The organism is Dactylosporangium sp. NPDC051541 (genome assembly GCF_044454505.1).
GTDB lineage: Bacteria > Actinomycetota > Actinomycetes > Mycobacteriales > Micromonosporaceae > Dactylosporangium.
In genome coordinates this window covers 251,011-274,324 of the sequence record NZ_JBITDU010000011.1, presented here as the reverse complement: position 1 = coordinate 274,324, position 23,314 = coordinate 251,011, and the positions used below count along the sequence as shown (strand labels likewise).

The window sequence follows — 23,314 nt, the reverse complement described above, 5'->3', positions numbered from 1 at the left end:
GCCGTGGCTCCTTGTCTGGTCTGTGTGTTGCTCATGTCGGCTGATGAAGTGGTGGGCAAGGTTTGGACTCGGGTTCGGTGGGTGTTGCCGCGGGGGGTTCGGCGGCGGCTTGTTAAAAGACAACAGCGGGTTGAGCTGGAGCGGCTGGCTCGGGATCGGCGGTGGGCTCGGCTTGATCGGTGGTCTCGGGAGACGCAGTTCGGGCAGCGGTGGGAAGAGGCGCCGGTTATCGGGCAGCGGCCTCAGCTCGGCGAGACCGGGACCGGGACCGGGGCCGGGACTGGGACTGGGACTGGGACTGAGACCGGGGCCGGGACTGAGGCCGGGGCCGGGACTGGGGCCGGGGTCGGAGAGCAGGCCCTGCACGAGCGCAGGACCCGGGTTGGGCGGTGGCTGGAGCGGTGGCGGGTTGCGCGAGAGATCGAGGATGCGGTCACCGAGACGGAGTCGCTGCAGGTGGTCGGGCCGCCGATTGAGCAGGTCGCGGGGGATTTGCGGCGGTTGAATCGGCTGCGGGAGAGTGTCGCCACGCGGTCTCGAGTCTGGTTCGTGGCGGTGCAGGAGGCGTACGACGAAGGGTTGCACGTCGCTTGCGCGGAGTTGAAGGTTGAGGAGCACCTCGACGAGCTCACCGGGATCGATCTCGAAGTTGAGCGGCTGCGGGTCGAGGGGGAGTTGGAGCGGGCCGGGCTGGTGCTCAGGAATGCCGGCGCTGAACAACGCTGAGGACAACACTGAAGGCAGCGGGCCGAAGACGGCGGTAGAAAGACGGCGGTAGAAAGAGACCGCGGGCCGAAGACGGCGGTAGAAAGACCGCAGTAGAGAGACAAACGGTAGGAAGAGTCGAGGTTGAGGGTGTTCATGGCGGTGTATCCGCCGATCGAAGTGCAGCAACACTTCAAGGTCGTCGTGGATCGGCTGGCCGTGGCGCGGCCGCGGGAGCGGTCCGTGCGGCTGGCTTCGCCGGAGCGGTGGCATCTCACCGTCGCGTTCATCGGGGACGTCGAGGATGAGCTTGCGTCCGTCGCGGCGCTTCAGGAGTTGGCCGACGTCCCGGTGCCTACCGTGTGGATCGCCGGTGGGAAGACGCTGGGGCGGGGGAAGTTTCGGCACCTGGTGGCCGGGGTCGAGACCGACGACGGCGGTGCGGGGCTCAAGCGGCTCGGCGATCGGACCAGGAAGGCGCTGAAACGGCACCGGCTGCCGTTCGACAAGCGCGAATGGCAGCCGCACGTGACCATCGCCCGGCCGTCCGACATACTGAGCGCCGAGGAGCTCGGCGGGGATCTTGAAATGCTGGCCGGGTACCGCTCGCCGGCGTGGCGCCTCCAGGAAGTACACCTGATGCGTAGTCGCCTTGGACCCCGGCCGGAGTATGACGTCCTGGCCAGGGTCCCGCTGAGCGAAGCGAGCTGAGGACTACCAGGCCCACGCCTCGGGGCCGGGGCCGCCCTTGCCGACCGGCGGGAAGAGCTCGTCGAGCCGGTCCAGCGTCGCCTGATCCAATTGCAGTTCCAGAGCCCCGAGCGTGCTGTCGAGCTGCGAGATCGTGCGGGGGCCGATGATCGGGGCGGTCACCGCCTCCTGGGCCAGCAGCCAGGCCAGGGCCACGTTCGACGGGTCGCCGCCGAGCCCGGCGGCCAGCTTCTCGAACTGCTCGATCGCGCCGCGGTGCTTCTCCAGGTCCTCGGCCGAGCGGCCCTCGCTGGACCGGCCGGCCGTGCCCGCGGCCTGCTTGGCCAGGGCGCCGCTGAGCAGGCCGCCGTGCAGCGGGGACCACGGGATGACGCCGAGGCCGTACTGCTTGGCGGCCGGGAGCACCTCCAGCTCGACCGTGCGGGCCATGAGGTTGTAGATGCACTGCTCGGCGACGAGGCCGAGGAAGTGGCGGGCCTTCGCCGACTCCTGCGCGGCCGCGATGTGCCAGCCGGCGAAGTTGGACGAGCCGACGTAGAGGACCTTGCCCTGGGCGACCAGGACCTCCATCGCCTGCCAGATCTCCTCCCAGGGCGTGGTCCGGGAGATGTGGTGCATCTGATACAGGTCGATGTAGTCGGTCTGCAGGCGGCGCAGCGAGGCGTTGGCCTCGGCGATGATGTGCCGGGCGGAGAGGCCCTGGCCGTTGGGCCACTCCTGCATCTTGCCGTAGACCTTGGTCGCCAGGACGACCTTCTCGCGGCGGCCGCCGCCCTGGGCGAACCAGTTGCCGATGATGGTCTCGGTGATGCCTTCGCCGGTCTTCCAGCCATACACGTTCGCGGTGTCGAAGAAGTTGAAGCCGTGCTCCAGCGCGCGGTCCATGATCGCGAAGCTGTCCGGCTCGGTGGTCTTCGGCCCGAAGTTCATGGTGCCCAGGCAGAGGCGGCTCACGGAGAGGCCGGTGCGCCCGAGGTTGGTGTACTCCATGCACACCAAACTATCCCGGTAAAGCAGGCCCAAACAGACCCTGCGAATACCCCTCAGGAGGTCTCGCGGGCCGCCAAGCGCAGAAAAGCGCGAAGCAGCCGAGCTCAGGAGGTCTCGCGGGCCGCCGGTGCGCCGCCGAACAGCACGTCGTCCCAGCTGGGCAGGCGCTTGCGTGGCTTCTCGGTGGCCGCCGACGGCTGCTCCACCGCGGCCGCCGCCGAGGCCGTGTTGCGGCGCGGGCGAAGCACAGCCAGCGACGGTACCGCCGGAATCTCCTTCGCCTGATCCGAGTCCTCGTCGAACGGGGAGCGGCCGATCAGCGCCGCGGCACCGCGGGCCCGGTTTTCGTGCTTGGCGGGGGGCGTGACGACGGGCGCCTGCTCCTCGCCCGGCTGCGAGCCGAGCGGCCGGTCGAGCGAGGCCAGCAGCGCGTCGCGGCCGGCCCGGATCGGGTCGTTGCCCAGGGTGCGGCCACCGGGGCGGCGCTCGGGCGTGGTCGGCCGGATCGGCTCGTGGCCACCGCTGCGCCCGGCGTCGGGGCGCAGCCCGAGGTCACCGCGGCTGGTCTCGCCCCGGCTGGGCATGGACCGCTCCGGCGCCGGCGGCTCGAGGCCGGCCGGGGCGCGCTCGGTGCACAGGTATTGCGCCATGTCGTCGTGCGGCGCGACCAGCTGCCGGGCCTTGTCCAGCTCCCACACGGCCTGCGCGGTCGCCTTGCCGCTGGGCCAGGTCGCGGTGATGCGCCAGGTGCCGTCCTCGCGCCGGTAGGCGTCCCAGGAGATCTTCTCGGTGTCGATCCCGTGCTGGCTGAGGCGGGTGTCGACGACCTCGGCCAGGGAGGAGCCGCGGTCGGAGGTCTTCAGCCGGGTGCGCCGGGCGTGCTGGGCGAGCATGGCCCGCTCCTGCAGCACCGGGCCCGCGTAACGCAGGACCCGGTCGACGGGCACGCCGGCTGCCCGCGCGACTTCGTCGGCCGACTCGCCGGAGCGGATGCGGGCCTGGATGTCACGCGGCGCGAGCTGGGAAGCACCGGTCTCGACGATGGTCGTCGGGTGGCTGTGGTCGGGGCGCAGGGCACCCTGGACACGCTCATCGATGGGCAGCGCCAGCAGCCGCCCAACCTCGTCGGCCAGGACGAACGCCTGCCCGTCCTCCGAGAGGGCGACGAATCGCACAGGCCGCATCGCGTGCCTCCGTCCCCGCATCAGGCACCATCGGCCGGCGCCTTCCAGTCACAGTACGACAACCGTAGCTGGAAAGACGCACGCCGCGCCGACAAAAAGCTGATCAGAGACGTTCGATGACGTAGTCGACGCAGACGGTCAGCGCCTCGACGTCGGCCGGGTCGACGCCGGGGAACATCGCGACCCGCAGCTGGTTGCGGCCCAGCTTGCGGTAGGGCTCGGTGTCGACGATCCCGTTGGCCCGCAGCGCCTTGGCGATGGCCGTGGCGTCGATCGAGTCAGCGAAGTCGATGGTCCCGACGACGTTGGAGCGCACCGCCGGGTCGGTGACGAACGGGGTGGCCACCGCCGAACGCTCGGCCCAGCCGTAGAGCAGCGCCGCCGACTCCGCGCTGCGCTTGGCCGCGAACGACAGCCCGCCGCCGGCCAGCATCCAGTCGACCTGCTCGGCCGCGAGGAAGATCGTCGCCAGGGCCGGGGTGTTGTAGGTCTGCTCGAGCCGGGAGTTGTCGATCGCCGTCTGCAGGTCGAGGAAGTCGGGGATGTAGCGGCCGGACTCCTTGATCTCCGCGGCCCGCGCGATGGCGGCCGGCGACATGAGCGCGATCCACAGGCCGCCGTCGGAGCCGAAGCCCTTCTGCGGCGCGAAGTAATAGACGTCGGTCTGGCTCACATCGACGTCGAGCCCGCCCGCCCCCGAAGTCGCGTCGGTCAAGTGCAAGGCGCCTTCATCGGTACCGTCCAGACGCCGCACCGGCACCGCGACGCCGGTCGAGGTCTCGTTGTGCGGCGAGCAGTACGCGTCCACACCGGCTTCGGCGCGCAGGATGGCGCCGGTGCCCGGCTCCGCCTTGATCACGGTCGGCTCGCCGAGGAACGGGGCCTTCTTGGCCGCGGACGCGAACTTGGCGCCGAACTCGCCGAAGCTGGCGAACTGGGCCCGGTCCCGGATCAGACCGAAGGCCGCGACCTCCCAGAACGCGGTGCTGCCGCCGTTGCCCAGGACGACCTCGTAGCCCGCGGGCAGGCTGAACAGCTCCGCGAGGCCCCGCCGCAGCCGGGCCACCTCGTCGCGGACGGGCTTCTGCCGGTGGCTGGTGCCCATCCACGTGGCGGCCACACCGGCGAGGGCCTGCACCGCCTCCGGCCGCACCTTGCTCGGGCCGGAGCCGAAGCGGCCGTCCTTGGGCTTGATCTCGTCGGGAATGCGGATGTCAGCCATGTGAGTACTCCGGGGTGCGGCGGGCGGGCGGGTACCTCGCGGATCCTGCCATCTTCCCCGCCGCCGCCCCGAGAAAATTAACGAGCGTCACACAGCGTTGCGTTCAGACCCCGTGCGGGATCTTCTCCCAGCCCTCGACGTCCTGCGGCTTGCGCGGGGCCGGGCCGACGTACTTCGCCGACGGGCGGACCAGGCGGCCGAGCTCCTTCTGCTCCAGGATGTGGGCACTCCAGCCGGCCACCCGGGCGCAGGTGAACATCGACGTGAACATGTGCGCCGGGACCTCGGCGAAGTCCAGCACGACGGCCGACCAGAACTCCACGTTGGTGGCCAGCACCCGGTCGGGCCGGCGGGCGTGCAGCTCCTCCAGTGCGGCCTTCTCCAGGGCCTCGGCGACCTCGAAGCGGGGCGCGCTGAGCTCCTTGGCCGTGCGCCGCAGCACGCGGGCGCGCGGGTCCTCGGCCCGGTAGACCCGGTGGCCGAAGCCCATCAGGCGCTCGCCGCGGTCCAGGACGCTCTTGACGTAGCCCTCCGCGTCGCCGCTGCGCTCGACCGCCTCGATCATGCCGAGCACGCGCGACGGCGCGCCGCCGTGCAGCGGGCCGGACAGGGCCCCGATGCCGGAGGAGATGCAGGCCGCGGCGTCGGCGCCGGTGGAGGCGACCACGCGGGTGGTGAACGTGGAGGCGTTCATGCCGTGCTCGGCGGCCGAGATGAAGTAGGCGTCGACGGCCTTGACGTGCCGCGGGTCCGGGTCGCCCCGCCAGCGGCGCATGAACCGCTCGACGATGGTCTCGGCCTTGTCGATCTCCTTCTGCGGCACGGCCGGCAGCCCGAGGCCGCGGGCGGCCTGCGCGACGAACGACAGCGCGGTGACGCTCACCCGGGCCAGGTCCTCGCGGGCCTGCGGGGTCTCGATGTCCAGCAGCTGGCCCAGGCCCCAGTAGGGGGCGAGCATGGCGACCGCGGACTGCACGTCCACGCGGATGTCACCGGAGTGCACGGGCACCGGGAACGGCTCGGCCGGCGGCAGACCCGGCCCGAACTTCCCGTCGACCAGCAATGCCCAAACGTTGCCGAAGGACACCTGGCCGATGAGATCCTCGATGTCGACGCCGCGGTAACGCAGCGCGCCGCCTTCCTTGTCGGGCTCCGCGATTTCGGATTCGAAGGCGATCACGCCCTCGAGTCCCGGCTTGAAATCGGACATCACGCACTCCTGATCAAATCGGGGTGTCAACGCCAACCCATCTTCGCCCAGCCATCTTCGCTCAGCGGCGTGGCGGCTGCCGCCTGAACGGTGGCTCAGATGTGTCCTGCACGACACATCTTCACGCAAATTCGGGGCACAGAGGAAGGATGTGAGCGTGAGACCCAGCACATCGCCGCAAGATTTGTCACGCATGCGCACCGAGTATTCGGGCGAGATCGATGAAGCGACCCTCGCCGACAACTGGCTCGACCAGTTCGCCACCTGGTTCGCCGACGCGATGGACGCCGGACTGCCCGAACCCAACGCGATGCTCCTGGCGACCGCCTCCGCCGACGGCCGCCCATCCGCCCGCACGGTGCTGCTCAAGGGCTATGACCAGCGCGGATTCACGTTCTTCACCAACTATCAGTCCCATAAAGGGCAGGACCTGGCCGAGAACCCGCGGGCCACGCTCGTCTTCCCCTGGTACCACCTCAAACGCCAGGTCATCGTGAGCGGCTCGGTGTCGAAGGTGGCGCGGGAGGAGACCGAGGAGTACTTCGCGGTGCGGCCCCGCGGCGCCCAGCTCGGCGCCTGGGCCAGCCCGCAGTCGACCGTGATCGAGAGCCGGGCCGACATCGAGGGGCGCCTCGAAGCGGCCGAGCGGCGCTTCGGCGACGGCACCATCGAGCCCCCGCCGCACTGGGGCGGGTTCCGGGTCGAGCCGGACGAGGTCGAGTTCTGGCAGGGCCGACTCAACCGGCTGCACGACCGGCTGCGCTACACCGCGACCGGCAAGATCGAGCGGCTGGCACCGTGACGGCGGTCGAGGACGAGGCGCGGCCAGAAGAGCCGAAAGGCTGGCTGCGCCGCCACGCCATCGACGTGCGGCCGTTGCGCCACCACGCGTACCGCCGAATCTTCATCGGCAACGCCGTGTCCTTCTTCGGGGTGCAGTTCACTGCGGTGGCGGTACCCGTGCAGGTCTACGCCATCACGAAGTCCGCGCTCTGGGTCGGCATCGCCAGCTTCGTCGGCCTGGTCCCGCTGATCGTGTTCTCGATCTGGGGCGGCGCGATCGCCGACGCCTATGACCGGCGCAAGGTGCTGCTGACCAGCTCTACGCTGATGTGGCTGACCACGCTGGGCCTGCTCGTCCAGGCCGTGCTGCACCTGAACAACGCCTGGCTGATGCTCGGGCTCATCGCCGCCCAGTCGGCCGCGTTCGGCGTCAACAGCCCGGTCCGGCAGGCCATCATCCCGTCGCTGGTCGGCCCGGAGGAGGTGGCCTCGGCCAACACTCTGGGCTTCACCATCTCCAACGCGGCCGCGATCGGCGGCCCGGTCGGCGCCGGCCTGGTCATCCCCGCGTTCGGCTTCCCGGCCGCCTATGCCGTCGACGCCGTCATGTTCACCGTTGTGCTCTGGGCCACGCTGCGCCTGCCCGCCCTGCCCCCGACCGGCGAGAAGCAGGCGGCCGGCCTGCGCGACATCGGCATCGGCCTGCGCTTCCTGGCCGGGCACCGGCTGATCCTGCTCACGTTCGCCATCGACATCGCGGCGATGGTGCTGGCCATGCCCAAGGCGCTGTTCCCGGTCGTGGCCGACCAGCGCTTCGGGGAGTCGTCGCTGGGCTGGCTGTACTCGTCCATCGCGATCGGCGCCGTGCTGGCCGGACTGACCTCGGGCTGGATCAACCGGGTGCACCGGCGGGGCGTCGCGCTCGTCGGCGCCGTCGTCGGCTGGGGGCTCGCGGTCGCGGCCGCCGGCGCCGTGCCGTGGCTGTGGGCGTGTGTAGCTTTCATGGCCTTGGCGGGGGCGGCCGACATGATCAGCGGGGTGTACCGCCAGACGGTGCTCCTCGGCGCGCCGGACGCGATGCGGGGCCGGTTGCAGGGTGTCTTCTTCGCCGTCGTGGCCGGAGGTCCACGTCTCGGTGACCTTCGGGCCGGCTCGGTGGCCGACTGGACGGGCGCGACCTTCTCGTGGGTGGCCGGTGGAATCGCCGCCGCGGTCGTCGCCGTGCTGCTCGCGGCCGCGTTCCCGGTGCTCCTTCGCTACACCGACACGACACAGTGACGATATTGTCACTGACCATGGAAACAGCCGCCGCCGCGCAGCTCAAACATGCGCCCTCCGGTACACAGTGGACGATTCGCTCCGGCGGCCAAGAGGCCGTCATCGTCGAGGTGGGCGGAGGCGTGCGCACGTTCACCGCTGACGGGCGCGACGTCGTCTCCGGCTACGAGGAGCACGAGCACGCGATCGGGTCGGCCGGGCACGTCCTGGCACCGTGGCCCAACCGCATCCGCGACGGGCAATACACGTTCGGCGGCGAGCACCAGCAGCTGCCGCTGACCGAACCGGACCGCCACAACGCCATCCACGGCCTGGTCAACTGGGTCCGCTGGACCGCCGTCGACGCGACCGAGGACAGCATCACCGTCGCGCACGACCTGGTCCCGCAGGCCGGCTACCCGTGGCCGCTGCGGCTGCAGACCCGCTGGTCGGTCGGCGCGGCCGGGCTCAAGGCCGAGCACGAGGTGACCAACACCGGCGGCACCCCCGTCCCGTTCGGCCTGGCCACGCACCCCTACGTCCTCGTGCCCGGCGTGCCCGTGGACGACCTGACCCTGCGCGTGCCGGCCCACAGCCGCGTGCTCGTCGACGTCCGGCTCCTGCCGATCGGCGCGGCCCCGGTGACCGGCACCGAGTTCGACTTCGTCGACGGCCGGCGGCTCGGCGGGACCGTCCTGGACACCGCCTTCGGCGAGGTGGACACCAACGCCGAGGGCGGCTCCCAGATCGACGTCTCCGCCCCCGACGGGCGCGGGGTGACCGTCTGGGCCGACTCCGCCTTCTCGTGGTGGCAGGTGTACTCCTCCGACACCCTGCCCCCCGAGCGGCTGCGCAAGGCCCTCGCCATCGAGCCGATGACCTGCCCGCCGGACGCCTTCCGCTCCGGCCGCGACGTCATCGTCCTCGAGCCCGGCACGACCTGGCGCGGCACGTGGGGCATCCGCGCCCACTGAAAGATCTAGTCTTTCCCGGTGGAACTTTCCGAGGTGATCCGCCGGCGGCGGATGGTGCGCAACTACGACCCCGACCGTCCGGTGCCGGCGGAGACCGTCGAGAAGCTGCTCGGCTACGCCACGCATGCCCCGTCGGCGGGCTTCTCCCAGGGCTGGGAGTTCCTGCTGCTGGACACGCCGGCCGACGTCGAGCGCTTCTGGACCGCCACCGCCCCGGAGGAGGAGCTCCCCGGCTCGTGGATGGCGGGCATGACCAAGGCCCCCGTCATCGTCGTGGCGCTGAGCCACCGGGACGCCTACCTCGACCGCTACGCCCAGTCCGACAAGGGCTGGACGGACCGCGACGAGGCCCGGTGGCCGGTGCCCTACTGGCACATCGACACCGGGATGGCGAGCCTGCTGGTGCTGCTCGGAGCGGTCGACGAGGGCCTCGGCGCGTGCTTCTTCGGCATCACGCCGGACCGCATCCCGCAGTTCCGGGCCGAGTTCGGCGTCCCGGACGCCTACACCCCGATCGGGGCCATGACCATCGGGTACCGCGCCCAGGACAAGCGCTCCCCATCACTCAAACGGGGCCGGCGGGAATCACCCACTGTTACGCATCGCGGCAATTGGGGTAACCGAGCCGACTCGTGACACAAATCTTGTCGCACCCAGTCGGTACCCTGACAACCGTCAGGGGGGTGACACGTTCATGATCTTCAAGGCGGTCAAAGACGGTCGGCCGTATCCGGAGCATGGGCTGACGCTGAAGCAGTGGTCCGAGATTCCGCCGCGGCCGGTGCGGCTCGACCAGCTCATCACCACCAAGCGCGAGCTCAAGCTCGACCACCTGCTCGCCGAGGACTCGACGTTCTACGGCGACCTGTTCCCGCACGTCGTGCAGTGGGACGGCGGGCTCTACCTGGAGGACGGGCTGCACCGCGCGCTCCGGGCCGCATTGCAGCAACGCACCTCGATCCACGCCCGAGTTCTGCAGGCATAGTGCATATTCTGGGGGCGTGACGACGACGCCGGAGCGCCCCCTGGACCTGCTCGACCTCGACGGCCTGCACTCCGAGGAGGAGCTGGCGATCCGGGGCGTCGTGCGACAGATCGTGGACGACCATGTCCGGCCCAATGTCGCCGAGTGGTACGAGCGGGGCACCGTGCCCGTCCGCGAGCTGGCCACGGAGCTCGCCAAAGTCGGGCTGCTCGGCATGCATCTGGAGGGCTACGGATGCGCCGGGGCGAGCGCGGTGGCCTACGGCCTGGCCTGCCTGGAGCTCGAGGCCGGCGACTCCGGCGTGCGCAGCCTGGTGTCGGTGCAGGGCTCCCTCGCCATGTTCGCGATCTGGAAGTACGGCTCCGACGAGCAGAAGGCCGAGTGGCTGCCCCGGATGGCGGCCGGCGACGCGATCGGCTGCTTCGGGCTGACCGAGCCCGACCACGGCTCCGACCCGGCCGCGATGACGACCCGGGCCCGGCGCGACGGCGACGACTGGGTGCTCTCCGGCGGCAAGATGTGGATCACCAACGCCCCGGTCGCGGATGTGGCGGTCATCTGGGCACGTACTGACGACGGGATCAGCGGCTTCGCGGTACCCACCGAAACTCCCGGCTTCAGCGCCCGCGAGGTCCACCACAAGCTCTCGCTCCGGGCCTCCTGCACCGGGCAGATCTTCCTCGACGAGGTCCGGCTGCCGGCCGCGGCCCAGCTGCCCCTGGCGCGGGGTCTGAAGGCGCCGCTGTCCTGCCTTACCGAGGCCCGCTACGGCATCGTCTGGGGGGCGCTGGGGGCCGCCCGCGACAGCCTCCACACGGCGCTGGACTACGCCGGGGCGCGGGAGCAGTTCGGGCGGCCGATCGCCGGGTTCCAGCTGACCCAGGCGAAGCTGGCCGACGCGGCGGTGGAGCTGCAGAAGGGCTACCTCCTCGCCCTGCACCTGGGCCGCCTGGCCGACGCCGGCCGGCTGCGCCCCGAGCAGGTCAGCGTGGGCAAGCTCAACAACGTCCGCGAGGCCCTCGCGATCGCCCGCCAGTGCCGCACGATCCTGGGCGCCAACGGCATCAGCGCCGAGTATCCGATCATGCGCCACGCCGCCAACCTTGAGACGGTCCTCACATACGAGGGCACGTCGGAGATCCACCAGCTGGTCATCGGCCAAAGACTCACCGGGCTCGCCGCGTTCGCATGACAAACCGCGGGGACTGATCGACTCGCGGGGCTTTACTGACACCCTTAACGTTGTCAGTAGGTAGATCCTCCGCAACCAGGAGTCAGCGATGGCCGACAATAACGAGTCGAAGACCTCCGAGTACCCGGAGATCACCTCGGGTCCTGGAAGCGATCTGCGGATCGGTGACCCGATCGACAGCCGCAAGAGCACCGAGCCGCCCCAGCCGGTGATCGTGAAGCAGGGCGGCGGCGCGATGCGCGGGCTGTTCTGGCTCGTCGCCGCGATCGGCCTGGTCGTCGCGCTCGTGCTGGGCGCCAAGACGATCGGGCTGTTCCCCGGCCTGAAGAACCCGTTCGCCCAGGAGCAGACCGACCGCTCCGGCCCGGCGCTGCTCAAGTCCGTGCAGGACCTCAACCAGTTCGTCGCGGCCGAGGGCAACTTCCAGGTCATCGTCGACGTGCAGAAGGACCGTAAGTACATTCCGGACTTCCTGCTCAATGAGCGCATTCTGTTCGTCGCGGCCGGATCGGTGGAGGTTTACGTCGATTTCTCCGCCATCGGGCAGGGTGCCGTCAAGGAGTCCGACGACCGCCGCTCGGCCGAGATCAACCTGCCGGCGCCGCAGCTGCGGCCGGTGCGGATCGACAACGACAAGAGCTACGTCTACTCGGAGGAGCGCGGCGTCTTCAACCGGATCGGCGACGCTTTCAGCTCCGACCCCAACCGGCTCCAGGAGGTCTACAAGCTCTCCGAGCAGAAGATCGGCGACGCGGCCAAGGACGCCGGGCTGCAGAAGCGGGCCGAGGACAACACCCGCAAGATGCTGCAGCAGTTTCTCACAGCCCTGGGCTACACTTCGGTCACCGTGAATTTTCCCGCCGGCTGACAGAGCCTTGAGCAGGGATCTTGCGCCTCAGTAGTCACGCAGTAACGCGGCGAACACTGGTCATTTACCCGATGGACCAACTTGCGTGTGCCTCATCACAGTATTTGACTCGGGGTAACTGGCCGAACCGCGAACGCTGACCTGGGGTGGAGGTGACGGTGGCTACCGTCGCACTCAAAGATGTGATGAAGGTTTTTGCCGACGGCACGGTAGCCGTCGACAGGGTGAACCTGGATGTCGGGCAGGGCGAGTTCATGGTCCTGCTCGGACCCAGCGGCTGCGGCAAGTCGACGCTGCTGCGCATGGTGGCCGGGCTCGAGGACCCCACCTCGGGCGCGATCATCATGGACGGAGAACTGGCCAACGACCTGCCGCCGCGGGAGCGGGGGGTCGCGATGGTCTTCCAGGACTTCGCCCTCTATCCGCACATGACGGTCGGCGAGAACATCGGCTTCCCGCTGCGGCTGTCCGGCATCGAGCCGGAGCCACGGGCGGAGCAGGTGGCCGAGGTGGCCAGCGCACTGGGCATCGGTGACGTGCTCGCGCGCAAGCCCGGGCAGCTCTCCGGTGGCCAGCGGCAGCGGGTCGCGATGGGGCGCGCCATCGTGCGGCGGCCGAAGCTGTTCCTGATGGACGAGCCGCTGTCCAACCTGGACAGTGGGCTGCGGGCCGAGCTGCGGGCCGAGATCTCGGGCCTGGTGCGGGAGCTGGGCGTCACGACCATCTACGTGACGCACGACCAGGCCGAGGCGCTCACCATGGCCGACCGGGTCGCGATCCTGCGCAAGGGCGTCCTGCAGGACGTGGGCACGCCGACGCAGGTCTACGGGCGGCCGGCGACGCTCTACGTGGCCGCCTTCCTGGGCAGCCCGCGGATGAACCTGCTCGAGGCCGAGGTGTATGTCCACCTCGACCGCCACATCGCGCTGCACATGGGCGACCAGGTGCTGCACCTGCCGTGGAACGACCTGCGCTCGCGCCAGGTCGCGCACTTCCACGGCGAGCGCATCGTCATCGGGGTGCGGGCGGAGGCGTTGACCCCGGTGCCGGACTCGACCACGGGTGACGTGCTGCGGGGCCGCATCCGCTACCTGGAGCACCACGGGCACGAGTCGCTGGCGTTCCTCGACATCGGCGCGACCGCGGTCATCGTCGACGAGATCGGCAAGCCGCCGACGGACGTGCCGATCAACGGTGGCGGCCTGAAGCGGTTCGTCAGCAAGCTCACCGGCCGCGGCGGCGAGGACGAGCTCGTCGGGGCCGGCGTCAACGGCCGCGGCGGCACGCAGCGCCGCCCGCAGAACCGGGAGAGCGTCCTGAGCGACCCGGGCCGGCACCACCGACGCCCGGCGGAGCTCGCCGTGCGCCTGGCGCCCTACCCGAATGTCACACACGGTCACCCCTTGACCGTCGCTGTGCGAATGGAAGCTCTGCACTTTTTCGACGAAAGAGGACAACGTATCGACGTGGGGTGGCGCTAAGTGACAGGCATCACTTAGCCTGCGCCGATGGCAGCCTATGGCGAATCCAGTTCCGGACTGCTCATCATCGAGCGGATCCTGCGTGACCGCGACGGGATCTGGCGACAGATCGGTGAAGAGCGCGAGCTCGGCAAGCTGACGAGGCAGATGCTGTACAGCTCCGTGGTGGCCCTGGCCTGCTACGGAGCTGTACTCGGCGCATCCCACAGCGTCGCGATGGCGGGGCTCTCGGCGGTCAAGCTCCCCCTGCTGTTCCTGGCCACACTGGCGATCTGCCTGCCGACGCTCTACCTGTTCAACCTGGTCTTCGGGGCCCGGCTGCAGGTGAAGCAGGCACTGTCGCTGGTGATGGTCACGATCACCGTCATGTCGGTGCTCTCACTGGCGTTCGCGCCGATCAGCCTGTTCTTCCTGATCACCGCGTACAGCTACGACTTCTACAAGGTGCTCAACGTCGCGATCCTGGCCCTGACCGCCTTCGTGGGTCTGCGCTTCCTGACCAGCGGCATGCGGGCGCTCAACGAGCACACCACGGCCCTGGCCCTGGCCCGGCGGCAGGAGCAGGAGCGCAAGGACCGCGAGGAGGCGGCCGCCCTGGCCGCGCTCTCGGCCCCGGATGCCCCCGCTGAGGGGGCGGTGGAGCCCGTTTCGCCCGTCTCCGGAGTGCCCGCCGCGGCTCCGGCCCCCAACGGCCTGGTCTCCACCATCGTGGCGCCCGCACCGGCACCCGCGCCGGTGATGGTCGCGCCCGACGGCCGGCCGATGTACCCGGTGATGATGCCGCAGCTGGCCCCGCGCCCGTTGCCGCAGCGCCAGGAGCAGTTGGCGCCGGGGGAGCGGCCGGCCAGCATGGCGCTGCTCAACGTCTGGATCCTGCTGTTCGGCTTCGTCGGCACGCAGCTGGCGTGGACGTTGCGGCCGTTCTTCGGCTCGCCGGACGAGCCGTTCGAGATCTTCCGCAAGATCGAGGGCAACTTCTACGTCGAGATCGTCCGCTCGATCGGTCGCCTGTTCACCTGAGTCGCAAACGCCCTACTCGCTGAGCTCCACCGGCCCTACTCGCCGGTAACATCCGGGGCATGACTGATACGAAAGCGATCGCCGAAGGCCTCATCGCGGCCGTACCGTTCGCCCGCACGCTCGGCATCGAGATCACCGACCTGGACCTGGGCGCCGACCAGGTCCGGGCGGTGGCCACCCTGCCGGACGAGGAGCGGCTCCACAACCACGTCGCCGGGCCGCACGCCGGCGCCCTGTTCGCGCTCGGTGAGACCGCGTCCGGCGCCGTGGTGATGGGCGCATTCGGGCCTTACCTCCACCTGGGCACGCCACTCGCGGTGCGCTCCGACATCGCCTACGCCAAGCTGGCCCGCGGCCCCGTCCGGGCCACCGCCACCCTGGGCCGCCCGATGGCGGAGGTCGTGACCGAGCTGACCGCCGGCGACCGCCCCGAGTTCCCCGTGCACATCGAGATCACCCGGGGCGACGGCGCTGTCACCACCACGATGACGGTCGTGTGGACGATCCGCCCGCACGGGTGACTGCGGCCTGGTACTTACCTGTTAACTACTGGAAGGTTTCTTGACTATTACTCAGTGGTGATGTGACCATTTTCGCCAGACGAAGGGGTGGTCACAGGCATGGAAGCTGGCACGGGGGTCGATCTGGCCGGCATGGCGAATGCCGTGCTGCAGCCGGGATTCGTAGGCAAGGAGCCGCCACCGTGGCTACGTCGCCGCCTCGCCGAAGGGCTGGGCGGCGTCGCGCTTTACGCCCGTAACGTGGTCGACCGCGACCAGGTCGCCGAGCTCACCGCCGGTCTGCGGGCGGAGCGGCCGGACGTCATCGTCGCGATCGACGAGGAGGCCGGCGACGTCACCCGCATCGACGCGCACACCGGCAGCCCCTGGCCCGGCAACCTGGCGCTCGGCGCGATCGACGACCCCGCCCTGACCCGGGAGGTCGCCGGGCACATCGGCCGCGACCTGGCCGCGGCCGGCGTCACGTTCGACTACGCCCCCGACGCGGACGTCAACAACGACCCCGGCAACCCGGTCATCGGCTCCCGCGCGTTCGGCGCCGAGCCCGAGCGGGTCGCCCGGCACACCGCCGCCTGGATCGCCGGGCTGCAGGCGGCGGGCGTCGCCGCGTGCGCCAAGCACTTCCCCGGCCACGGCAACACCAGCGTCGACTCGCACCTCGACGTCCCGCTGATCGACGCCGGCCGGGCCGAGCTCGACGCGATCGAGCTGGTCCCGTTCCGGGCCGCCATCGCCGCCGGAGTGCGGGCGGTGATGAGCGCCCACCTGCGGGTACCGTCGCTGGACCCGGACCTGCCGGCCACCCTGAGCCGCCGGATCATGACCGACCTCTTACGCGGCGAGCTGGGCTTCGACGGCCTCATCGTCACCGACGCCATCGAGATGCGGGCCGTCGCCGGCCGCTACGGGCTGGCCAACGCCACGGTCCTGGCCCTGGCCGCCGGCGCCGATGCCGTCTGTGTCGGCGGCGAGCACGCCGACGAGGAGACCGCGACCATGCTCCGCGACGCGATCTGCGCCGCCGTGGTCGCCGGCGCGCTGTCCGAGGAGCGCCTGGCCGACGCGGCCGCCCGGGTCGCCCGCCTGGCCGCCTGGTCGGCCGCCGCCCCGAAGAGCACCCCCGACCCCCGCGCGGCCGCCGTCGGCCTCTCCGCGGCCCGCCGCGCGCTGCGCATCTCGGCCCCGGACGCCCGGTTCCCGCTGTCCGCCGCGCCGTACGTGCTCGAGTTCCAGCCCGAGCTCAACATGGCCATCGCCGCCGAGACGCCGTGGGGGGTCCTCGCACCGCTGGCCGAGCTGGTCCCGGCCACGACCGGCGCCCGCCTCTCCGCGGCCGACGGCCTGCCCGCCGCCCTGGAGGCGTCCCAGGGCCGCCCGCTCGTCCTGGTCGTGCGCGACCCGCACCGCTACGCCTGGATGACCGAGGCGTTGAAGGCCGCGCTGGCGGTCCGTCCGGAGGCGGTCGTCGTCGAGATGGGCGTCCCGGCCGCGCCGATGGGAGACGTGCACATCGCGACATTCGGCGCGACCGCCGCTTCCGGGCGGGCCGTGGCGGAGCTGCTGGCCGGTCGCTGAGAACTCTCCGTGAGCTCTCGGCGCGCCCTTGTTGTTCTTCGCGTCCAGGACGAGGATGCGGGGAAAACCGGAGGCGCCGATGCAAGTTCCCGCCGCATTCGAATACGCCAAGGCGACGAGCGTCGATCAGGCCCTGGAGCTGCTAGCGCAGCACGGGGAGGACGCCCGGGTCATCGCCGGCGGGCACAGCCTCATCCCGATGATGAAGCTGCGCCTGGCCCGGCCGACCGCACTCATCGACATCAACGACGTGACCGAGCTGTCCTACATCCGGGTCGAGGGCGCTGAGCTGCGGATCGGTGCGCTCACCCGGCACGCCGAGCTGCTGGAGTCCCGGCTGGTCGGCGAGCACTACCGGATCTTCGCCGACGCCGAGAAGGTGATCGCCGACCCGCTCGTGCGCAACCGCGGGACCATCGGCGGGTCGCTCTGCCAGGCCGACCCGGCCGAGGACCTCTCCGCCGCGTTCGCCGCCGTCGACGCGTCAGTGGTCGTCCGCAGCCGGGCCGGCGAGCGGGTCGTGCCACTGACCGAGTTCCACGTCGGCCCCTACGAGACCGTCGTACAGGAGGGCGAGCTGCTCACCGAGGTCCGGGTGCCGATCCGGCCGGGCGGTGGGTCCGCCTACCGCAAGGTCGAGCGCCGAGTGGGGGACTGGGCGGTCGCGGCGGCCGGGGCCGCGGTGTGGCTGGACGGCGACACCGTGCAGCGGGCCGGGATCGGCCTGGCCGCGGTCGGGGCCGAGCACTTCCGGGCGGCCGAGGCCCAGGAGTATTTGGTGGGTCAGCCCGCCACCGAGGAGACGTTCGCCCAGGCCGGCCGGATCGCCGCCGAGCACACCAACCCGACCGCGGACCAGCGCGGGCCGGTCGACTACAAGCGCCACCTCGCGGGGGAGCTGACCACGCGCGCGCTGCGCGCCGCGGCCGCTCGTGCGAGAGGACAGGAGGCCTGAGCATGCAGATCACCGTGACCGTCAACGGCGAGGCGCACACCCGTGACGTCGAGCCCCGCCTGCTGCTGGTGCACTTCCTGCGCAACGAGCTCGGCCTCACCGGCACGCACTGGGGCTGCGACACCTCCAACTGCGGCGTGTGCACCGTGACCCTGGACGACGTGCCCGTGAAGTCGTGCACCGTGCTCGCGGTCATGGCCGACGGCAAGCGGGTCGGCACCGTCGAGGGCCTGGAGCAGCCGGACGGGCTGGACCCAGTCCAACAGGGCTTCGTCCAATGCCACGGACTGCAGTGCGGCTTCTGCACCCCCGGCATGTTGATCACCGCCCGCGCGTTGCTCGACCGCAATCCCGACCCGTCCGAGGGCGAGATCCGGGAGGCGATCTCCGGCCAGCTCTGTCGCTGCACGGGATACGAGAACATCGTCCGATCGATCCAGTGGGCCGCTTCCCAGGAAAAGAGCCCGGCATGACCGTTACAGAGACCCCTATGGGCTTCGGGCGTATGCACCGCAAGGAAGACGCGCGGTTCGTGCGGGGCCGCGGCAACTACGTCGACGACGTGCGCCTGCCCGGCATGCTGCACGGTGCGTTCCTGCGCAGCCCCTACGCGCACGCGAAGATCCTCTCGATCGACACCGGCGCGGCCGAGCAGCTCCCCGGGGTCAGGGCCGTCATCACCGGTGCGACCCTCGAAACCCTGAAGCTGGCCTGGATGCCGACGCTGTCCTACGACACGCAGGCCGTCCTCGCGACCGACAAGGTGCGCTTCCAGAACCAGGAGGTCGCGTTCGTCGTCGCCGACAACCACTACATCGCGCGCGACGCCCTGGAGCTCATCGAGGTCGACTACGAGCCGCTGCCGGTCGTAGCCGACGCCAAGCTGGCCCTCGCACCGGGCGCCCCGGTCATCCGGGACGACAAGGAGGGCAAGACCGACAACCACATCTTCGACTGGACCGCCGGCGACAAGGAGAAGACGGACGCGGTCTTCGCCGGGGCCGAGGTCGTCGTGGCCGAGGACGTGCTCTACCCGCGGGTCCACCCGTCGCCGCTGGAGACCTGCGGCGCGGTCGCCGACTTCGACAAGGTCACCGGCAAGCTCACCATCTACTCGACGACACAGGCCCCGCACGCCCACCGCACGGTCTACGCGCTCGTCGCCGGCCTGCCCGAGCACAAGATCCGGGTGATCTCGCCCGACATCGGCGGCGGCTTCGGCGGCAAGGTCGGCATCTACCCCGGCTACGTGCTGGCGATCGTCGGCTCGATCGTCACCGGCAAGCCGGTCAAGTGGATGGAGGACCGCAACGAGCACCTGACCTCCACGGCGTTCGCCCGCGACTACCACATGCACGGCGAGATCGCGGCGACCCGGGACGGCAAGATCAAGGGCCTGCGGGTCAAGGTCATCGCCGACCATGGCGCGTTCAACGGCACCGCCCAGCCGACGAAGTTCCCGGCCGGCTTCTTCCACATCTTCACCGGCTCCTACGACCTGGAGGCGGCCTTCTGCGACGTCACCGGGGTCTACACCAACAAGGCCCCCGGCGGCGTGGCCTACGCCTGCTCGTTCCGGATCACCGAGGCCGTCTACCTCGTCGAGCGCATGATCGACGTGCTGGCCTACGAGCTGAAGATGGACCCGGCCGAGCTGCGGATGAAGAACCTGCTCAAGCCCGAGCAGTTCCCGTATACGACCCCCACCGGCTGGGAGTACGACTCCGGCGACTATCCGAAGGCCCTCCGGCTGGCCATGGACATGGTCGGCTACGAGCAGCTCCGGCAGGAACAGGCGGAGAAGCTCGAGCGGGGCGAGTACATGGGCATCGGCCTGAGCTTCTTCACCGAAGGTGTCGGCGCGGGACCGCGCAAGCACATGGACATCCTCGGGCTCGGCATGGCCGACGGCGCCGAGCTGCGCGTGCACCCGACGGGCAAGGCCGTCCTACGGCTGTCGGTCCAGACCCAGGGCCAGGGCCACGAGACGACGTTCGCCCAGATCGTGGCCGAAGAGCTGGGCATCTCGCCCGACGACATCGACGTCGTGCACGGCGACACCGATCAAACCCCATTCGGCCTGGGTACTTATGGAAGCCGGTCGACCCCGGTGAGCGGCGCGGCCACCGCGATCGTGGCCCGCAAGGTCCGCGACCGCGCCCGGATCGTGGCCTCGGCCATGCTCGAGGTGTCCCCGGACGACCTCGAGTGGGAGAAGGGCCGGTTCTTCGTCAAGGGCGACCCGGACCAGGGCAAGTCCATCCAGGAGATCGCGATGGCGGCCCACTCCAGCCTCGAGCTGCCCGAGGGCGTCGAGGGGCACCTGGACGCGACGACGGTCTACAACCCGCCCAACCTGACCTACCCGTTCGGCGCCTACATCTGTGTCGTGGACGTCGACCCGGCCACCGGCCAGGTGAAGGTGCGCCGGTTCATCGCGGTCGACGACTGCGGGGTCCGGATCAACCCGATGATCGTCGAGGGCCAGGTCCACGGCGGCCTCGCCGACGGCATCGGCATGGCCCTGATGCAGCTCATGGCCTTCGACGAGGAGGGCAACCACCTCGGCGCCTCGCTGATGGACTACCTGCTGCCGACGGCCCTCGAGTGCCCCTCGTGGGAGCTCGGCGAGACCGTCACCCCGTCGCCGCACCACCCGATCGGGGCCAAGGGTGTCGGCGAGTCGGCCACGGTCGGCTCCCCGGCGGCGGTCGTCAACGCCGTCCTCGACGCGATCAAGCCCTTCGGGGTGCGCCACGCCGACATGCCCCTCACGCCGTCCAACGTCTGGCGGGCCGTGCAGGGCAACCCCATCCGCACCGACCTCGCGATCAGCTGATGAACCTGCTGCTTCGCGCCGATCAGCTCCGTTCGGCCCGCACCCCGTTCGTCTTCGCGACGGTGGTGCGGGCCGAGCGCCCCACCAGCGCCAAGGCCGGCGACCGGGCCCTCGTGCTGCCCGACGGCACGATCGAGGGCTTCGTCGGCGGCACCTGCGCCGAGACGACGGTCCGCCTGCAGGGGCTGCGGCTGCTGGAGACCGGGGAGTCCCTGCTGCTGCGGATCACTCCCGAGGACGCCGAGCCGGACGCCCGCCCGGGGGCCGAAGGCCTGCTGACGGTGGCCAACCCGTGCCTGTCCGGCGGCACGATGGAGATCTTCCTGGAGGCGATGATCCCGGCCCCGCTGGTCTTCGTCTACGGCGAGGCGCCCGTCGCCCGCGCCCTGGTCGACGTGGCCGGGTCCGTGGGCTGGGACGCCCGCCGCGCCACCGAACTGCCGATCCCCGCGGACACGGATGCGGTCGTGGTCGCCTCCCACGGGCGTGACGAGCTCGAGGTCCTGGCGGCCGCGGTCAAGGTCGGCGTCCCCTACATCGCGCTCGTGGCCAGCCGGAAGCGCGCGGCGGCGGTCCTGGCCGAGCTCGACCGGCCCGAGGCCGAGATTCACGCCCCGGCCGGCCTGGACATCGGCGCGCGGACCGCGCCGGAGATAGCGCTGTCCATCGTCGCTGAAGTGCTGTCCCTGCGCACCGCCCGCGCGAAGCCGGCACCGAGCAGCGCCAAGGACCCCGTCTGCAACATGGACGTGGCGATCGTCCCGGACGCGCTGCACTACGTCTTCGAAGGGCAGACCTACTACTTCTGCGGGAGCGGCTGCCGCGCCGCGTTCGCCGACAACCCGGGCCGATATCTGTGATCGAGGACGTCGAGGCGCTGGTCGCCGGCCTGGATCGGCAGGGCTACCTCGCCGACCGGGCGCTGGGCACCGCGCTGTTCCTGGCCGTGGGGCTGCGCCAGCCGATCCTGCTCGAGGGGGAGCCCGGGGTCGGCAAGACCGCCGCGGCGGCCGCGCTCGCGTCCACGTTGGACACGCCGCTGATCCGGCTGCAGTGCTACGAGGGGCTGAGCGCGGCCGAGGCGCTCTACGAGTGGAACTACCCGCGCCAGCTCCTCGGCATCCGGCTCGCCGAGGCCCGCGGCGAGGCCCCGCGCGAGGCCGACCTGTTCGCGCCCGAGTACCTGCTGCGCCGGCCATTGCTGGCGGCCATCGAGCACCCCGGGCCGCGGCCGGCCGTGCTGCTCATCGACGAGGTCGACCGGGCCGACGACGAGTTCGAGGCGTTCCTGTTCGAGCTGCTGGCCGAGGGCGCGGTCACCATCCCCGAGCTCGGCACCCGCACCGCCACGGTCCCGCCGGTCGTGGTCCTCACCTCCAACCGGACCCGCGACCTGCACGACGCGCTGCTGCGCCGCTGCCTGTACCACTGGATCGGCTACCCCGACCAGAGCCGCGTGGCCGCCATCATCCGCCGCCGCGTGCCCGGCGCCGCCGACTACCTCGCCACCGAGGTCGCCGGGGCCGTCTCCCGGTTGCGGGCCCTGGATCTGGTCAAGCCGCCCGGGGTAGCTGAGGCGATCTCCTGGGCCAACGCGCTGCAGCTGCTCGGGCTGCGGCTCGATGCGGCCTCGGCGGAGCTGACGCTCGGGGCGGCGCTGAAGTATCACGAGGACGAGGAGACGGCCCGTGCCGCTCTCGCCGACATCGCTCGCTGACCTGGTCGCGGCGTTCGCGGCGGCGTTGCACCGGGCCGGGCTGCCGGTCGGCGCGGACCGCTTGTCCCGCTTCACCCAGGCGATCGTCCTGCTGGACCCGCGGACGGTGGACGAGCTGCACCGCTGCGCCCGGGCGACGCTGGTCTCCGATCCGGGGCATTTCGCGGTGCTGGACTCCGTGTTCGACGCGGTGTTCCGTGGCTACAGCGACGTCGCCGAGTTCCGCGGTGACATGAACGCGTCCGGGGCCCTTCCCACGACTCGAGCCGCCAGCCTCAACATTTCCGACATTCCCGGTAAATCAGAATCGCAGAGGGATGTTCGTGTCGGTGTCACCGGCAGCGGAGCCGAACACCTGGCCACGCGCGACTTCGCGACGCTGAGCGACGCCGAGCTCGACCAGCTGGCCGGGCTCATGCGGAAGCTGAAGTTCGCCACCCCGCCCCGCCGCAGCCGACGGTGGCGCCGGTCCGCGCACGGGCGCCGGATCGACCTGCGCTCCGCCCTGCGCCGAGCCCGCCGGACCGGCGGTGAGCCGCTGAAGCTGCCCCGCCGCATGAGCCGCGAGAAGCCCCGCCGCCTGGTCGTCCTGTGCGACATCTCCGGGTCGATGGAGCCATACGCACGAGCCATGATCCAGCTGTTGTACTGCGCGGCCGGTGGGTCCCGGGCCGAGGTGTTCACGTTCGCCACCCGGCTTACCCGCCTCACCCGGCTGCTGGCCCGCCGCACGACTCCGGCCGCGGCGCTGCAGCGGGCCGGGCAGGCCGCGCCGGACTGGTCGGGCGGGACGCGGATCGGGGCGGCGCTGCGGCGGTTCAACGACGAATACGGCCGCCGGGGCCTGGCCCGCGGGGCCGTCGTGCTCATCGTGTCCGACGGCTGGGAGACCGGCGACCCGGCCCCGGTCGGCGTCGAGCTGGCCCGCCTGCGCCGGCTCGCCCACCGGATCGTCTGGGTCAACCCGCGCACCCAGAGCCCGCGCTACCGGCCGCTCGTCGGCGGGATGGCGGCCGCCTGGCCCCACTGCGACGCCGTCGTCAGTGGACACTCCCTGGAAGCGGTCGGCCCCTTGCTGGACGCCTTATCAGGCAGTACCAACAAGGGGCCGTTGATCTTTTAGAA

The 23,314-nt window shown here is 70.8% G+C and carries 23 protein-coding genes; 19 read left to right on the top strand and 4 right to left on the bottom strand.

What is annotated here, in order from left to right; genetic code table 11:
* Positions 1–549: 549 nt before the first annotated feature.
* Positions 550–726 carry a hypothetical protein gene (locus ACIA8L_RS39580; RefSeq protein ID WP_395912744.1) on the top strand — a complete coding sequence of 59 codons (177 nt, stop codon included), beginning with the start codon at positions 550–552 and terminating at the stop codon, positions 724–726.
* Between the two features lie 129 nt (positions 727–855).
* On the top strand, positions 856–1,416 hold the full coding sequence (thpR, locus tag ACIA8L_RS39575) for an RNA 2',3'-cyclic phosphodiesterase (RefSeq protein WP_395912882.1): 561 nt from the start codon (positions 856–858) through the stop codon (positions 1,414–1,416).
* Between the two features lie 3 nt (positions 1,417–1,419).
* Here the strand turns inward: thpR and ACIA8L_RS39570 are convergent, their stop codons facing one another.
* From ACIA8L_RS39570 to ACIA8L_RS39555, 4 genes are all read right to left on the bottom strand, one after another.
* The gene (locus ACIA8L_RS39570; protein WP_395912743.1) at positions 1,420–2,406 is read right to left on the bottom strand and encodes an aldo/keto reductase; all 987 of its coding nucleotides are present in this window, start codon (positions 2,404–2,406) and stop codon (positions 1,420–1,422) included.
* Between the two features lie 104 nt (positions 2,407–2,510).
* Positions 2,511–3,590, bottom strand: a complete 1,080-nt coding sequence (gene sepH, locus ACIA8L_RS39565; protein WP_395912742.1) for a septation protein SepH — start codon at positions 3,588–3,590, stop codon at positions 2,511–2,513.
* A 103-nt stretch (positions 3,591–3,693) separates the two neighbouring features.
* Positions 3,694–4,812: a phosphoserine transaminase gene (serC, locus tag ACIA8L_RS39560; protein WP_395912740.1), complete on the bottom strand. Its 1,119-nt coding sequence runs from the start codon at positions 4,810–4,812 to the stop codon at positions 3,694–3,696.
* A 103-nt stretch (positions 4,813–4,915) separates the two neighbouring features.
* Entirely contained in the window at positions 4,916–6,022 is a 1,107-nt protein-coding gene (locus ACIA8L_RS39555) for a citrate synthase 2 (protein WP_395912739.1), read from the bottom strand.
* A 193-nt stretch (positions 6,023–6,215) separates the two neighbouring features.
* Here ACIA8L_RS39555 and pdxH point away from each other — a divergent pair, with 193 nt between their 5' ends.
* From pdxH to ACIA8L_RS39470, 17 genes are all read left to right on the top strand, one after another.
* Entirely contained in the window at positions 6,216–6,824 is a 609-nt protein-coding gene (pdxH, locus tag ACIA8L_RS39550; protein ID WP_395912737.1) for a pyridoxamine 5'-phosphate oxidase, read from the top strand.
* A complete protein-coding gene (locus tag ACIA8L_RS39545) occupies positions 6,821–8,083 on the top strand; it encodes an MFS transporter (RefSeq protein WP_395912736.1) in 1,263 nt (420 codons plus the stop codon). The genes pdxH and ACIA8L_RS39545 overlap by 4 nt, the downstream gene beginning before the upstream one ends.
* 17 nt (positions 8,084–8,100) lie before the next feature.
* A complete protein-coding gene (locus ACIA8L_RS39540; protein WP_395912734.1) occupies positions 8,101–9,036 on the top strand; it encodes an aldose 1-epimerase family protein in 936 nt (311 codons plus the stop codon).
* An 18-nt stretch (positions 9,037–9,054) separates the two neighbouring features.
* The gene (locus ACIA8L_RS39535; protein WP_395912732.1) at positions 9,055–9,672 is read left to right on the top strand and encodes a nitroreductase family protein; all 618 of its coding nucleotides are present in this window, start codon (positions 9,055–9,057) and stop codon (positions 9,670–9,672) included.
* A 58-nt stretch (positions 9,673–9,730) separates the two neighbouring features.
* Complete coding sequence (locus tag ACIA8L_RS39530) at positions 9,731–10,021, top strand: type II toxin-antitoxin system VapB family antitoxin (RefSeq protein ID WP_395912730.1); 291 nt, start codon at positions 9,731–9,733, stop codon at positions 10,019–10,021.
* 16 nt (positions 10,022–10,037) lie between these two features.
* Positions 10,038–11,213: an acyl-CoA dehydrogenase family protein gene (locus tag ACIA8L_RS39525; RefSeq protein ID WP_395912728.1), complete on the top strand. Its 1,176-nt coding sequence runs from the start codon at positions 10,038–10,040 to the stop codon at positions 11,211–11,213.
* A gap of 88 nt (positions 11,214–11,301) precedes the next feature.
* Positions 11,302–12,081 (top strand): DUF4230 domain-containing protein, encoded by a 780-nt coding sequence (locus ACIA8L_RS39520; protein WP_395912726.1) that lies wholly within the window; start codon positions 11,302–11,304, stop codon positions 12,079–12,081.
* Between the two features lie 158 nt (positions 12,082–12,239).
* Entirely contained in the window at positions 12,240–13,562 is a 1,323-nt protein-coding gene (locus tag ACIA8L_RS39515) for an ABC transporter ATP-binding protein (RefSeq protein ID WP_223099293.1), read from the top strand.
* Positions 13,563–13,589: 27 nt separating this feature from the next.
* The gene (locus ACIA8L_RS39510) at positions 13,590–14,582 is read left to right on the top strand and encodes a hypothetical protein (RefSeq protein WP_395912724.1); all 993 of its coding nucleotides are present in this window, start codon (positions 13,590–13,592) and stop codon (positions 14,580–14,582) included.
* 59 nt (positions 14,583–14,641) lie between these two features.
* Positions 14,642–15,103, top strand: a complete 462-nt coding sequence (locus ACIA8L_RS39505) for a DUF4442 domain-containing protein (RefSeq protein WP_395912722.1) — start codon at positions 14,642–14,644, stop codon at positions 15,101–15,103.
* 99 nt (positions 15,104–15,202) lie between these two features.
* Positions 15,203–16,678, top strand: coding sequence for a glycoside hydrolase family 3 protein (locus ACIA8L_RS39500; RefSeq protein WP_395912720.1), 1,476 nt, complete (start codon positions 15,203–15,205; stop codon positions 16,676–16,678).
* Positions 16,679–16,757: 79 nt separating this feature from the next.
* Positions 16,758–17,633 carry an FAD binding domain-containing protein gene (locus ACIA8L_RS39495; RefSeq protein ID WP_395912718.1) on the top strand — a complete coding sequence of 292 codons (876 nt, stop codon included), beginning with the start codon at positions 16,758–16,760 and terminating at the stop codon, positions 17,631–17,633.
* Positions 17,634–17,635: 2 nt separating this feature from the next.
* Complete coding sequence (locus ACIA8L_RS39490) at positions 17,636–18,106, top strand: (2Fe-2S)-binding protein (RefSeq protein ID WP_395912717.1); 471 nt, start codon at positions 17,636–17,638, stop codon at positions 18,104–18,106.
* Entirely contained in the window at positions 18,103–20,472 is a 2,370-nt protein-coding gene (locus ACIA8L_RS39485) for an aerobic carbon-monoxide dehydrogenase large subunit (protein ID WP_395912715.1), read from the top strand. The genes ACIA8L_RS39490 and ACIA8L_RS39485 overlap by 4 nt, the downstream gene beginning before the upstream one ends.
* A complete protein-coding gene (locus tag ACIA8L_RS39480) occupies positions 20,472–21,332 on the top strand; it encodes an XdhC family protein (protein WP_395912714.1) in 861 nt (286 codons plus the stop codon). The genes ACIA8L_RS39485 and ACIA8L_RS39480 overlap by 1 nt, the downstream gene beginning before the upstream one ends.
* Positions 21,329–22,189, top strand: coding sequence for an AAA family ATPase (locus tag ACIA8L_RS39475; protein ID WP_395912713.1), 861 nt, complete (start codon positions 21,329–21,331; stop codon positions 22,187–22,189). Before ACIA8L_RS39480 ends, ACIA8L_RS39475 begins: the two co-directional genes overlap by 4 nt.
* Positions 22,161–23,312, top strand: a complete 1,152-nt coding sequence (locus ACIA8L_RS39470) for a VWA domain-containing protein (protein WP_395912711.1) — start codon at positions 22,161–22,163, stop codon at positions 23,310–23,312. The genes ACIA8L_RS39475 and ACIA8L_RS39470 overlap by 29 nt, the downstream gene beginning before the upstream one ends.
* Positions 23,313–23,314 lie beyond the last annotated feature (2 nt).